Genomic DNA, 14,143 nt, shown 5'->3' with positions numbered 1-14,143 from the left:
CGTTTGTACTTTTTCAATGTCTTCATTAATAAAGGAGGTGTCAATCGTGACACCCCCTTTAAATGTTATGAATCAGTATTGTTTTTTCGCCATTTATTAAATTCGAGAAACTCACGAAATTGGTCTTTGCTAACGCCCGAATCCATAGCTTCTCGTACAAGACCGATCCATGCATCGTCTAATTGCTCATCTTTACTATCGTTTCTTTCATTTAGTAACGTTTCAACTGATACACCTAAAACGGTTGAAACCTTCTCCAAGAATTGAATTGATGGGTTTGACTGTATGTTACGTTCTATTGAACTTAAGTAAGATTTGGCCACACCTGCTCTTTCCGCTAACTCGGATAGCGATAAATCTTTCTCAAGTCTGTATTTTTTCACTCGCTCTCCTATCATGTCTATACCTTATCCTCTCTGACATATTAACGTCATTATAGCAAGAATCCCATCGTTCTGTAAATAGAACCGAATCCCTAATATAAAAAAACTTTACTACGTATCCTCTTCTTTGTCTTCTTTTAAAAAGTGCTGGATTTCTTCAACTGTTAGTCCGTTTTGCTTTGCTTCCAAAAGTAGCTCAAACCATTCTAGATCAATGAATTCCTGCTTTTCAGACATTCCATTTCCTCCTTATTATAACCAATAGTGACAGGATAAACATAGAAAAGTTCGGTTTCATTCACTTACTTCCTATGTATATGCTCCTAAAGCTGGTTCATATAACTGTTCTTTTTAGAGAACTGTATTATTAGTATAATATGGAATGTTTGAAATGGAAACTAATTTATATTCGAAAAAAGGAAGGATTTAACCTTAAATCCTTTTCTTTTTGCTTTTATACTCTTACATTCTCCGTTTTTTATAAAGAACAAAATGAAGAGACTAGCACAAAAATGTTTTAATAACTGAGAAACCGAAAAAATAAACATTGGTTCTAATAAACCGTTCCTGAAATATACTTCGCTACATTCACACAGTGTTCGGATTCTCAGCAGTTAAACACTTTTGTTAAGATCTAGCCTCTTCATTTATTAAGAAAATAAATTCATTTCACCAATACGTTGCATCGCTTCTTCTAGTTGCTCCTCGCCACATAATAAACCAATTCTTACGTAGCCTTCACCATGCTCCCCAAATCCGATACCAGGAGCCACGACTACTCTTGCCTCTTCTAACAATATATCTGCAAAAGATTCTGACGTATGCCCTTGTGGAACGGGAAACCAAGCAAAAAATGAGCCTTTCGGTGCTTGAACCTTCCAACCAATTTGATGTGCAGCCTCAACTAATATTTGACGTCTCTTCTCATATACATTGACTAAATTCTCTACTTCAGATTGATCAGAAGTTAGAGCATAGGCTGCTGCCTCTTGCATACCTCCAAATAGGCTGCAATAATAATGATCTTGAATAAGCTCTAATGCTTGGATAACACTTCGATTACCGACTGCAAAACCAATACGCCAACCAGCCATATTATACGTTTTTGACATCGTCAGCATTTCGATCCCGATTTCTTTTGCACCAGGCATTTGCATAAAGCTTATTGGCTTTTGACCATCATATCCAATAGCACCATATGCGAAGTCGTGAACGATACACGTATCATATGTATTTGCAAAAGAAATAACGTCATTAAACAGCTCTTTCGTTGCAACAGCTCCGGTCGGATTATTCGGATAATTTAAGAACATTAACTTCGCTTGTTCTTTTATCTCATGTGGAATATCCTCCAAATTCGGATGGAAGTCACGTTCTTCTATTAAAGGCATTGGATGCATTTTCGCCCCTACTAATGCTAATCCTGACCAATAATCCGGATATCCCGGATCAGGAACAAGCGCCACATCTCCTTCATTCAATAAACATTGACTAATCTCAACAAGACCAGTCTTAGTTCCAGCCAATATAGCAATTTCTGTTTCAGCATCTAACTCTACATCAAACTGTTTTTTATAATATTCTTTTACGGCATCCTTTAAAAAAGGAAAACCTTTAAAAGGGGGATATTTATGATAGACAGGGTTCTCAGTAGCAGCTTGCATTCTTTCCACTATTGCTTTTGGTGTTGGTTGATCCGGGTTTCCTTGACCTAAATTAATGACATCATCATGATGCTTCTTTACCTCAACAACTTTATTAACAAGCTTTGCAAAAAATTGCTCAGGAAGTCGTTCCAAAGCATTTGAATAACGATAAGATTTCATTTCTCTCACTCCAATTAATAAGTGCCTTTTTAAAGATCCATTAGCAGTAGTACACGCGTTACGCATATACGATAATTATTCATCAGAATAGTGTAAAGCGACTGAAAAAGTTTGATTTTTAACTTTTTGGTGACCTCCTGCTTTCTTGTTTATTTTCATTAGATTAGTTGATCCTTGTTCAACTGTCAAGGTACGATCACTCTTGCAAAAACCCTTGTTTTTTCAAAAAATCTCCAACCCCCTCACGGGATTTAGTAGAAAAATGTTTAGCCATTAACTCCGTCCACGTATCCTTTCGCTTCCCTTGTGTGCGAGACTTATAATAATGTGACATCACCTGATCGTATTCGTTTATCTCCTTCAAGCTATTCGATTGATCATATTCATCATAATGAACGACAACACTTTGAGGAAGTCTTGGCTTTTGTCGAGGTTGTTGATCTGGATAACCAATACATAGACCCATAACAGGGAATGTATATTGGGGGAGGTTGAGCAATATCGATACTGATTCAAGATCATTGCGAATCCCACCGATCATCACACCGCCAAGTTGATAGCTCCTAGCTGCTAGAAGCATGTTTTCTGCTACTAACGCAACATCAACAGCACCAACGATGACTTGCTCTGCCTCTCCTACTTCAAATGGCTGTCCATGCTTCTTACTTGATTCATACAGTCTAGAGAAATCAGCACAAATAACAAAGAAAACCGGACAGCTCTCAACATAAGCTTGTCCCCCTGCTAACTGTGCTAACTGCTTCCTCTTTTTTAAATCCTTTACGACAATTATACTATATGCCTGAATATGATGTGATGTTGGAGCCCATTGCCCAGCTTCAATGATTTTTGTAACGGTTTCAGGTGTTACTTCCTGTTTCGTAAACTTTCGAATTGAACGATGGCTTTTTATCAGATTAATCATGTAAAAACTCCTTTTTTTCTTTTATTCTTGTTAACTCTTTAACAATAACTTACAATAATGACAGACTACTTAAAAAGGAGACCGACAATGGATAAGACAACAACTTCACCCTTATTAACCAACGACCGTATCGAATCTCTTGATATGATACGTGGACTTGCTTTACTTGGTATTTTACTAGCAAATAGCATGCATTTCCAATATGGATTATTTCTCATCCCTGATATCCATAACTATTACCCAAATGGTATAATCGATCGCATCACAGAAGGGTTCATTTTACTTTTTATACAAGCAAGCTTTTACACTCTTTTTTCCTTTTTATTTGGGTATGGAATGGCCTTCTTGAAAGAGCGTCTACTTACGCGAGGACAGCCTTTTGCTCGTGTTTATTGGCGAAGAATGCTTATTTTACTCCTCATAGGTTACTTTCACGGTGTTTATATTTGGGATGGTGATATCCTCTTTATTTATGCCCTAACAGGATTTATTCTATTTTTCTTTTTAAAATTGAAAGTACGTGGATTATTGATATGGTCAATCATTCTATTATCCATAATGGCGTTATCGATTACGGTACCCGGAGAAGATGAATCGATGATAATTATTAATGAGCAGCTATATCATTACTCTTTGGAGGAACGTGAAGTCTTATCATCAGCAAACTATTCGGATGTTGTCACATTCCGTCAAGAAGCAGACCCTCTTGGCTTCGGTTGGATGAGTGACATCCTTATACAAGGCTCCGCTATTTTTAGCGTATTAGGAATGTTCCTATTAGGGGCTTTTGTTGCTCGTAAAAAATGGCTGGAACAACCTGAGAATTATCAGCGCCTCTTTAAACGTGTTTGGTGGATTACTTTATGCGTCGGCTTTCCTAGTAAGCTTGCCTACGTCTTAAATGAAAATACCCAAACCGAGGCACTACATACGTTTGTTGGTGGACCAATGGTTGCGATGTTTTATGCGAGTAGTATCGCTTTACTTGCTACTAACAAAAAAGCATATACGTGGCTTAAACCGCTAACGTTTGTAGGCCGACTCTCTCTTACAAACTATTTAATGCAATCAATCGTCTTTACTACTCTCTTCTATGGATATGGTATTGGCATATTTGGTAGGGTTGGTTTCTTTATTGGGGTCCTCATTTCCTTAGGATTTTTCTTTATTCAAATCTTACTAAGTAAATGGTGGCTCAAGCGATTTAAAATTGGACCAATTGAATGGCTTTGGAGATTAGGAACATACTGGAGAAGGCCACGCTTTAAAAAAGAAATCCATTCCTAAGCTAATGTGCAAAAGAAAAAAGCGGTGCTTGCCGCTTTTTTCTTCATTATCTAATACTTATTGAATCGCTGCATCTACTTCAGCAATCATTCCTTCTGTTGCTGTAATGCCACCAGTCGTGATATACCAAAATACCGGATCTAAATAAATAATCTTGTCTTCTTGATAGGCAGTTGTGTTTTCTGTAACGTCATTTTCAACTATTTGTTGCGCTGATGATTCTCCGCTAACAATAGCTCCACGGTCAACAACAAATAAATATTCTGGATCCGTTTCAACAATGTATTCAAAAGAAATACTTTGTCCATGATTTGACACTTCAATATTTTCGTCTGTCGGCTCTATACCAAACTCTCCATGAAGGAATCCAAAGCGTGAACCTGGACCAAATGCACTTAATGAACCATCATTTGCTAAAACGATTAAACCATTTACATTACTTGTCTTTTCAACTAAATCCACTACTGAAGTTTCTACATCAGCAATTTTCTCTGCAGCTAGTTCTTCTTTTCCAAAGATATCTCCTAAAAGCGTCACATTAGAAGCAAACGACTCTAAATAATTATCCGGATCTGTTGACATAAATAATGTAGGTGCAATGTCTTCTAATTCCTCATATGCTTCGGATGCACGACCAGAAATAATAATTAAATCAGGCTGCATGTCAAAGATTTTCTCAAAATCAGGTTCAAAAAGAGAACCTACATTTTCATAACCTTCTTCCGCATATTGAGATAAATAATCAGGCACACTATCAACTGGAACGCCTGCAACTTCTACACCTAAAGCATCAAGTGTATCTAGAACACCTAAGTCAAACACAACGACTGTTTCAGGAGTCTCTTCAATAACCGTCTGACCTAGCTCATGATCAATTGTGATTTCCGTTAGCTCATCAGCAGCTTCTTCACCTTGCTCATCATTTGATTCTTGTTGAGCCGTTTCTTCTGTATTTTCTTCTGGTTCTGAAGACGTATCCTCAGATCCTCCGCAAGCAACCATAAATAGTGCTAGCAACACACTTACAAACAATAGTAGTAATGATTTTTTCATTCCACACTCACCTCTATATCTTTTTTATATAATTACACAGCGTTCCCGATTAACCAAGTGTAATCGCTTTATACTAGTAAACCATTAGCCAATCAGTCAACTGTGATAATTAAAAATAAACAGCAATTTTCCGATTATCAATATTGTTAATCGGAATATCCATATCATAGATTTCTCGTAAGGCATCCTCATCAATCACTTCATGAGCTGGACCTTCTTTAATAATTCGCCCATTCTTGAGAGCAACAATGAAATCCGAATAACAGGAAGCAAAATTAATATCATGGAGAACAACAACAATCGTTTTGCCTAGCTCATCCACCATGTTTTGTAGTACTTTCATAATTTGAACTGAATGTTTCATATCAAGATTATTTAACGGCTCATCAAGTAGAATATATTCAGTATCTTGAGCGATCACCATTGCTATATAAGCCCGTTGACGCTGTCCACCACTTAATTGATCTAAATATTTATCTTGAATTTCTTCTAATTCCATATATCGAATCGCTTCATCAATATAACGTATATCCTCCTTTGTTAAATTCCCTTGCGAATAAGGAAAGCGCCCAAAGGAAACTAAGTCTCTTATTTTCAAACGTATGTTAATATGATTCGACTGCTTTAAGATGGAAATTTTCTTTGCTAAATCATTGCTTCTTTGCTTCGTAATGTCCATATCATCAATTAAAACGAGTCCCTCGTCCTTAGCAATTAATCGACTAACAATTGATAGAAGAGTACTTTTTCCAGCGCCGTTTGGCCCAATAAATGACGTAATTTTCCCTTTTTTAATTTTCACTGAAACATCGTCGACAACACTTTTCGAAGCATATCTTTTCGTTACATTTTGAACTTCTACCATTTTTTACTCTCCTTTAACAACAAATATAAAAAGTAGGTTCCACCGATAAAATTAATAATGACACTTAACGTTGTTGAGAACGTAAAGACACGTTCGACAATGAGCTGACCGCCAATTAAAGCAATGATACTTATTAGAATAGAACTTATTATTAAATACTTGTGCTGATGAACTTTCATATATTCATGAGCAACATTAACAACTAATAAGCCTAAGAATGTTATAGGTCCAACTAACGCCGTTGCAATCGATACTAAAATAGCAATAATAATTAAATAGTTCTTTATGACGTGATCATAATTGACTCCTAAGTTAATCGCATGCTCTCTCCCTAACGATAGAACATCTAAATATTTATAAAATCGATACGCATACAGCAAAATCAATATAATCAGAGTAATCGAAATACCGAGTAAATCTGTGTTCACATTGTTAAAGCTAGCAAACATTCTATTTTGTACTATAAAGAACTCATTTGGATCAATTAATACTTGCATGAATGTTGTAAAGCTTGAAAAGAATGTTCCGAATACAATCCCAATCAATAACAACAAATAAATGTTTCGATCTTCTTTATTAAATAGCAATTTAAATAAGAATAATGAAAACAAAACCATACAGCTTATAGATATAAGAAAATTAACATGCTGATTAAGCATAACAAAGCTTAACGAACCAAACGCAAAGATCATAAACGTCTGAATTAGAACGTACAACGAGTCTAAACCAATAATACTTGGTGTCAAAATTCGGTTATTCGTAATCGTTTGAAATATAACCGTTGAAAATGCTATTGCTGAACCTGTTAGAACAATAGCTAACACTCTAACCCCTCGTCTTGGTAAGATATATTCCCAATTACCGTTAGAGTCTATTGTCATGTACAGGATAATACACGTCATTGCAATTATAGCTAAAATGAGTATCTTTAACTTAGAGCCCATAGGATCTCCTCCTTAAAAGCAGGAAGAGGAATATACCACTACCAACAACTCCAACTGTTAAACCAATTGCAATTTCATATGGGTAAATAATGATTCTCCCTATAATGTCACAAACAAGAACAAAAATGGCACCTAATGCCGCTGTATAAGGTAGGTTATCCCTCAAATTATCTCCGCGATAAATGGAAACAATGTTTGGAATAATTAATCCTAGAAATGGAATCATTCCAACTGTCAAAACGACAACTGACGTAACTAAAGCAACAATAATTAAACCGATATTCACAACTTTTTTATAATTTAAGCCGAGATTGGTTGAGAATTCTTCTCCCATACCTGCAACTGTAAATCTGTTAGCAAATATATAAGCAATAATTAGAACGGGAATACTAATGTATAGTAGCTCATAACGCCCTCTTATCATTAGTGCGAAGTTCCCTTGTAACCATGCCGACATATTTTGAATTAAATCATAACGGTAAGCAAAAAAAGTTGTGATCGAACTAATAATGTTTCCAAACATAAGACCGACTAATGGAATGAAAATCGTATTCTTAAACTTAATACGATCTAATATTTTCATAAAAATAAATGTTCCTAGAAGAGCGAATGAAAAGGCAACTAGCATCTTGACAAATGGACTCGCACTCGTAAAAAGCAGCAAAGAAACCATGATACCAAACCTTGCTGAGTCCAAAGTTCCAGCCGTTGTCGGTGAAACGAACTTATTTCTTGTTAGTTGCTGCATAATTAATCCGCATATACTCATTCCAACACCAGCTAGAATAATACTCACTAAGCGCGGAAAACGAACGAGCCATAATGTTTGCTTTTGCTCCTCTGTCAAATTAAATATTTCGAGTGGCGAAATATTTTGAACACCGACAAAGAGAGAACTTACAGAAAGTAAGATTAATAGAATAATTAAATAACGTAACTTCATGATCCCCTACACTTTCTATACTGCCTTCATCTAAGCTTATTATGTATCTTATTGATAATGATTATCTCTGATAACTATCATACAGACAATTGAGATTGATTGTCAATATCCATTAAAGAAAAACCATTATGAATTTGTAGAAAATGTGAAAATAAAAAACACTGAAAAAGTTTGGTTTTAACTTTTTCGGTGTCCTCACTTATTCCGCTTTTTTGCGAGGAAACGGAAGCTAGTGACTTTATATAACCTAAAAACGCCTTTGAGAGTCATTTTTCAAAGGCGTTTTGTTTACGGTCTAAAGAGCATTAAAAAGGATTTAAATCCCTTCTAATGCTCTTTGAATCATTTATGACTGAGACACCACTGTATGATTTTCTTCGCTAACTTATTCGCAATGAGTCGATCAGCACCACTTGGATATGGCCCAAGAATGAGTGATTGATCAATTTGAACATACTTCCAATCAACCGCTACGTACTGTTCTAATTGTTTAACGACTTCGTTCGGGTTTAAATGCTCATCAAATATAATAAAGCCATATGTTTTTCCATTTGCAATTGATTGTTTAAGTAATGTAGCAATTCCCTCTAACTCTAACATATTTTGTATTCGATGTTCATTTACAGCAACGACGACATCTTGAATCAAATTTTCAGAAAGTTCTTCAGGAAGCTGAATCCCAAAAATACGTGGATGATCATATTTCATTGAGTTAATCGTATCTTTAACTTTCAAAATTTGATCGACAATACTATCCAAAGCTGTATCATAGCCCAAATTTTGCCCTGTATCTTCATCAATTAATGGAATATGTAAGTGAGCAACCGTCAACTTCTCTAATAAATCATTTCCAACATTAGATTTCTCTCCGAGCACTATAACTTGATCAAACTGATCGAATATAGAAAGATCTACTTCATTTCTTAAATGGGAAGGTCTAATCATTGGCGCTTCAAACTCTTGAGAGAATAGAATTTGTTCCTTTTGATACGATTGAACCTTCACTTCACTTTGATCATTGATTTCGATACTAAATAGCTCATGCTCCTGAATTAACTGAAATGCAACTGTTTGAATTAATTGCTGCACTCCAGCTGGTGATTCTTCGACTAACAATAAACCAATCTTCATTAATTAGCACCCCTTTTAATCTGACAAATCAGCAGAATATGTAACGCCTATTTGTCTTCTTGCTTCTTCTAAAATTAGAGCGGTTTCGACTGAATATTCTAATTTATTACACGCTACTTCCTTCTCTCCGTTTTGAATAGCTTCAATAAAAACTCGCGCTTCATCGAACATCGCTTCCTCATCTTGTGGTGCACTTATATCCTCTACACGACCATCACGATAATGAATATGAACCCTTTCAGGCGTATGTATTTTATCAATGATAATTGAACCATCTTCACCTTGTATTTCAGTCGGAAGTGCTGAATCTGTAATTTTTGAATACATAATAACCGCTTCCATACTGTCATATTGTAACAACAAACTACCTTGCCCATCTACACCTGATTTTAATAAATGCCCGATTGCCTTCACCTCATTAGGACGGCCGAACATTGCAACGGTTGGAAATACACAATAGATCCCAATGTCCATTAATGCACCATTTGAAAATTCAGGCTTAAATGCATTTAAAACAGTCCCCGCTTTATACGCGTCATACCGAGACGAATATTGGCAAAAGCTCGTTACAAATCGGCGGATCGTTCCTATTTTATGTAAATGTTCTTTTAGCACTAAAAAGTTAGGCAACGCTGTTGTTTTTAAGCCCTCCATTAGTAAAACGTCCTCTTTTTTCGCAACATGAATCATTTCTTTAACCTCAGAGCTGTTAGAAGCCATCGGTTTTTCACAAAGAACATGCTTCTTATTCTTCATCATCAAAATCGCTTGCTTTTTATGAAATGAATTTGGGCTTGCGATATAGACAGCATCTACTTCCTCACATTGAGCTAATTCTTCTAAGCTAGTAAATATGCGGTGAACTTGATGCTTGCTTGCAAACTCCTCTGCTCTTTCCTTCGTTCTTGAATAGATAGCTGTTAATTGAAATCCCTCAACTTTAGTAGCAGCTGAAATAAATCGATCTGTAATCCAATTAGTCCCTATCACTGCAAAACGTACCATAACATCCTCCTAATTCTAATCTAGTTGCTGATGATTATTGGCTTCCTCTTGGTACAAAGGTAAAGTAACTGTCACCGTAGTACCAACTTGTTCCTTACTATAAATGTCTATGAAACCATAGTGACTGTCAATGATTTTTTTCGTGACCATCAACCCAAGTCCAGTTCCTTTCTCCTTTAACGTATAAAATGGTTCCCCTAACTTATCAATTAAATGCGCTGGAATTCCACAGCCTTGATCTTTAATAATGATGGAAACCATACCATCATTCGATATCCGAATATTCGTAACGATTTTTCCGCCATCATTCATTGCTTCAATAGCGTTTTTATATACATTAATAAACACTTGTCTCATTTGATTTTTATCTGCATAAATGTATGGAGTTTCTATTTCCTGTTCAACATATAATTCAACATTGTTTAATATGGCCTGAGGCTTCAAGAAACGATTAACATTTAAAATAAGTTCATATACATTCTCTTTCTGATATTGGATAGCTTCAGGCTTTGATACAGCCATAAATTCATTTGTAATCATCTCAAGACGATCAATCTCATTTGAAATAATGGACATATATTCTTGATTAACGCTTTTTGAGCTTTGTTGAATTAATTGAAGAAACCCCTTTATAGTCGTTAATGGATTTCGAATTTCATGGGCAAATCCAGCTGCTAATTCTCCAACAACGGAAAGCTTTTCCGATTTGCGCAAAAGCTCTTCCGTTTTAATTGCGGTCGTAATATCTGAGCACGTACCGACTATCTCAATCACTTGCCCATTTTCGTATTTTGGGAATAAACTCAATAGAAAAGTATAATCCATAAATTTCATTTGAAAGACTTGCTCCTTGCCACCCCATGCCTTCTCATAATAAGATTCCAACTTTGTTGTATATTTGATAGGTAGAAAATCATTCAACTCTTTTCCTATAAGTGATTTAAATGGTATCTTTTGTATTCTTAATAATTTGCCATCGATTAACGGATGAATAAAACGGCCATGCTCTCTACGAACTCTAAATATAATTCCATTGTGCAGTTCGACTGCCTCTTGTAGCTCTTTTCGTGCCTTAATCACTTCTGCTTCTGCTTGTTTTTGTTCTGTAATGTCCCTTAATATCGCTGCATATAACGTTTCCCCGCCTCTTTTAATCATGGAGGTTGATATACTAATATCAATAAGGGCAAGATCCTTTCGCTTACGCTTCGTTTGAAAGTTGATAACAGGAACACCTTTATCAAGCTGCTGTAACAATCCTCTATATTCAATCATTAAATCAGCTGGAATTAACGATGCCACAGTTAAGTCATCCTCATCTGTATAACCAAACATTTGTTTAAACCCACTGTTACTTCTAACAATGGATAAATCCTTACGGTACACAACAATGGCATCACCGGAATGCTCGAATAACAGCTCTAGCTCATTATCGATAGAGTGTATATCAGTATTTTCCTCTAATCTTTTAAAAAATGAAAGAACGGCGTAACCTAAAAATAAAACAGCAATCACCTTAAGCGCACCGGCGTACAAAATAGCTATTCCTACTGAAAAAAGGCTCAATACAACGAATAAAAAACTCAATATCATAAAAGTAAGGGACAAAATTAATGGATTAATGAGTTTGATATTTTTCTGTTTGTGCCATCTAACCATGAAATAAAGAAGTGGAAGATAGATAGAAACCATGAAGCTATATAATGCAATAGCTAATCTTTCATAATCCATATAAGACTGAGAAAACATGAAAGAAATAAATATAAAAAAAACAATGCTAATAAGCCAGCCAAACTTTTTATCTGGCTTTAATGTAGCGACAACGGTTACAAAAATCATCCACTCTAAAAATAATATAAAGATCACCGTTCCACTTAAATACAATTGATCCCCTAAAATGACAGCCAAAATATGAGATGAATACGCTAGGATAAGCAATAAAAATAAAAAAAGGTAGAGCAATGAACTAAAAGTCTGTGAATTTAAAATTCTTTTTAGGCAATAAATGAACAGCAGAAAATAAATGACTAACACCGCACAAACAAAAACATATTCAATAACATTCTGTTCCATTATATCTCCTATCTCCCGAGAAGGATTTAGAAAAATAAGGCTAATCACGACGTACACTACAAGCATGATGATAACGATTTGACTAATTGGGTGCTGGAGTTTTAAAAGTGAAATACCCATAAGCTCTCCTTCTCTCATCTTTCCTATCCCACTATGAGGGAATTGGTAATGTAATTTGAAAGGTTGTTCCACTGTTCAATTCACTACGAACTTGAACATGCCCTCCTAAGTTCTCAATAATCCCATACGTTACCATTAGACCAAGCCCCGTCCCCTTTTCTTTTGTTGTATAAAATGGCTGTCCTAATTTCGCAAGCTTATCCTCAGAGATCCCTTTCCCTTGATCGATGACTTCAACAATTGCATCGCCATCTTCCATACTAGAACGAATCGTAATTTCGCCCCCTTTAGGCATTGCATCGATTCCATTTTTTATTAGATTAATAAATACTTGCTTCAATTCATTTTCATCACACTTAACAAAGACAGGCCCATTAAGGTCTGTTACTATTTGCACATTCTCAATTATACATTGAGGCTCCAATATACTTTTAACTTGAGTCAAAATTTGATTAAGATCATGCTTTTCTAAATGCTTCACTTGTGGCTTTGCCAGCAGGAGCAACTCATTCAAAATAATTTCAATTCTTGAAAACTCCTCCGACATAATTGAATAATAGATTTGCTTAGCCGATTCCCCCGATTGAATAAGCTGAAGAAACCCTTTTAATGAGGTTAATGGATTTCGAATTTCATGGGCAATTCCTGCAGCCATCTGCCCTACAAGTGACAGCTTCTCTGAATTTTGCATATACTCTTGGGATTTCTTAAGCTCAGTAACATCTCTAAATATCACAACCGTGCCTTTATATTGAGCATTTTCATAAATTGGGTTAATCGTATATTCAACATCAAATTGTTGTCCATCTTTTCTAGAAAATTGATCTTCTCTTACTTGCAGAGTTCCACCATTTTCAACAGCCTGAAGAAATGGACTTGTAACAACATCTTTGTCTCCTTTTAATTTCAAAATGACTTCTTGAATTCTTCGACCAATCATATCATCCTGCTTACAGCCAAGCATATTTTCAGAAGCACGATTCCAAAAGACAATTGTACCATCTGGATTTAGTCCGAATATGCCTTCGTTGATTGAGTCTAAAATAAGTTGATGCATATGATTTAATTCATTTAACTCTTTTTCCTTTTTTAATTTCAAACTAATATCAAAAATATCGACATGGTAATAAGAGGTTTGTCCCATTTCTAACATGATTATATGCAACGAAACCCACAGAACCTTCCCGTCTTTATGAACAAATCGTTGATCAATAACTAATTTATCCGTAATGTCGGAGGGGGTGTTAAACAATGATGTCGTCTTATTTAAATCATCAGGATGTGAAACAATATCAAATGCTGAATGCTCAAGTTCCTCTTTGCTATAGCCCGTAATTATGCTTAATGCTTTATTCACCTTAAACCACTGGCCATCTAATGTCATAATTGCTTTTCCAGAAGAAGCGTTTTCAAAGGCATCTCGATATAAGTTTGTATGATCCATTCATCTTCCTCCAAGTCCTATTTGTTCTCTAATAAGAATTATACGCTATTTTTCAACATAAAAAAGACATTGACGGAAAATATTGATAAAAATATGAGATTTGTCAATAGGCGTCTATAATAGACAGCATTTTTAGAGTTTAAG

The 14,143-nt window shown here is 35.5% G+C and carries 13 protein-coding genes; 1 reads left to right on the top strand and 12 read right to left on the bottom strand.

Going from position 1 to position 14,143, the window contains the following annotated elements; translation table 11 throughout:
- Positions 1–65: 65 nt before the first annotated feature.
- The 4 genes from ACERJO_RS11950 to nfsA form a co-directional block, all read right to left on the bottom strand.
- Positions 66–398, bottom strand: coding sequence for a helix-turn-helix domain-containing protein (locus ACERJO_RS11950; protein WP_247103257.1), 333 nt, complete (start codon positions 396–398; stop codon positions 66–68).
- A gap of 96 nt (positions 399–494) precedes the next feature.
- The gene (gene sinI, locus ACERJO_RS11945; RefSeq protein WP_247103259.1) at positions 495–620 is read right to left on the bottom strand and encodes a DNA-binding anti-repressor SinI; all 126 of its coding nucleotides are present in this window, start codon (positions 618–620) and stop codon (positions 495–497) included.
- Between the two features lie 413 nt (positions 621–1,033).
- Positions 1,034–2,209 (bottom strand): pyridoxal phosphate-dependent aminotransferase, encoded by a 1,176-nt coding sequence (locus tag ACERJO_RS11940; protein WP_247103261.1) that lies wholly within the window; start codon positions 2,207–2,209, stop codon positions 1,034–1,036.
- Between the two features lie 196 nt (positions 2,210–2,405).
- A complete protein-coding gene (gene nfsA / locus ACERJO_RS11935; RefSeq protein WP_373647624.1) occupies positions 2,406–3,134 on the bottom strand; it encodes an oxygen-insensitive NADPH nitroreductase in 729 nt (242 codons plus the stop codon).
- Between the two features lie 87 nt (positions 3,135–3,221).
- On the opposite strand from nfsA, the gene ACERJO_RS11930 reads away from it, so the two are divergent.
- A complete protein-coding gene (locus ACERJO_RS11930; RefSeq protein WP_373647623.1) occupies positions 3,222–4,421 on the top strand; it encodes a DUF418 domain-containing protein in 1,200 nt (399 codons plus the stop codon).
- Between the two features lie 57 nt (positions 4,422–4,478).
- Here the strand turns inward: ACERJO_RS11930 and ACERJO_RS11925 are convergent, their stop codons facing one another.
- From ACERJO_RS11925 to ACERJO_RS11890, 8 genes are all read right to left on the bottom strand, one after another.
- Positions 4,479–5,474 (bottom strand): siderophore ABC transporter substrate-binding protein, encoded by a 996-nt coding sequence (locus ACERJO_RS11925; RefSeq protein WP_373647622.1) that lies wholly within the window; start codon positions 5,472–5,474, stop codon positions 4,479–4,481.
- A 109-nt stretch (positions 5,475–5,583) separates the two neighbouring features.
- Positions 5,584–6,339, bottom strand: a complete 756-nt coding sequence (locus ACERJO_RS11920) for an iron ABC transporter ATP-binding protein (protein WP_373647621.1) — start codon at positions 6,337–6,339, stop codon at positions 5,584–5,586.
- On the bottom strand, positions 6,333–7,283 hold the full coding sequence (locus tag ACERJO_RS11915) for an iron chelate uptake ABC transporter family permease subunit (RefSeq protein WP_373647620.1): 951 nt from the start codon (positions 7,281–7,283) through the stop codon (positions 6,333–6,335). The genes ACERJO_RS11920 and ACERJO_RS11915 overlap by 7 nt, the downstream gene beginning before the upstream one ends.
- Complete coding sequence (locus ACERJO_RS11910) at positions 7,273–8,226, bottom strand: ABC transporter permease (RefSeq protein ID WP_247103270.1); 954 nt, start codon at positions 8,224–8,226, stop codon at positions 7,273–7,275. The genes ACERJO_RS11915 and ACERJO_RS11910 overlap by 11 nt, the downstream gene beginning before the upstream one ends.
- A gap of 342 nt (positions 8,227–8,568) precedes the next feature.
- The gene (locus ACERJO_RS11905) at positions 8,569–9,357 is read right to left on the bottom strand and encodes a 6-phosphofructokinase (RefSeq protein WP_373647618.1); all 789 of its coding nucleotides are present in this window, start codon (positions 9,355–9,357) and stop codon (positions 8,569–8,571) included.
- Positions 9,358–9,372: 15 nt separating this feature from the next.
- On the bottom strand, positions 9,373–10,362 hold the full coding sequence (locus ACERJO_RS11900) for a Gfo/Idh/MocA family protein (protein ID WP_247103276.1): 990 nt from the start codon (positions 10,360–10,362) through the stop codon (positions 9,373–9,375).
- A 15-nt stretch (positions 10,363–10,377) separates the two neighbouring features.
- Positions 10,378–12,435 (bottom strand): ATP-binding protein, encoded by a 2,058-nt coding sequence (locus tag ACERJO_RS11895; protein WP_373647617.1) that lies wholly within the window; start codon positions 12,433–12,435, stop codon positions 10,378–10,380.
- Positions 12,436–12,586: 151 nt separating this feature from the next.
- A complete protein-coding gene (locus ACERJO_RS11890) occupies positions 12,587–13,999 on the bottom strand; it encodes a PAS domain S-box protein (RefSeq protein WP_373647616.1) in 1,413 nt (470 codons plus the stop codon).
- Between the last annotated feature and the right edge of the window lie 144 nt (positions 14,000–14,143).

It is taken from the genome of Halalkalibacter sp. AB-rgal2, from assembly GCF_041821005.1.
Lineage (GTDB): Bacteria > Bacillota > Bacilli > Bacillales > Bacillaceae_D > Halalkalibacter.
This window is presented reverse-complemented; position numbering and strand designations above follow the sequence as displayed.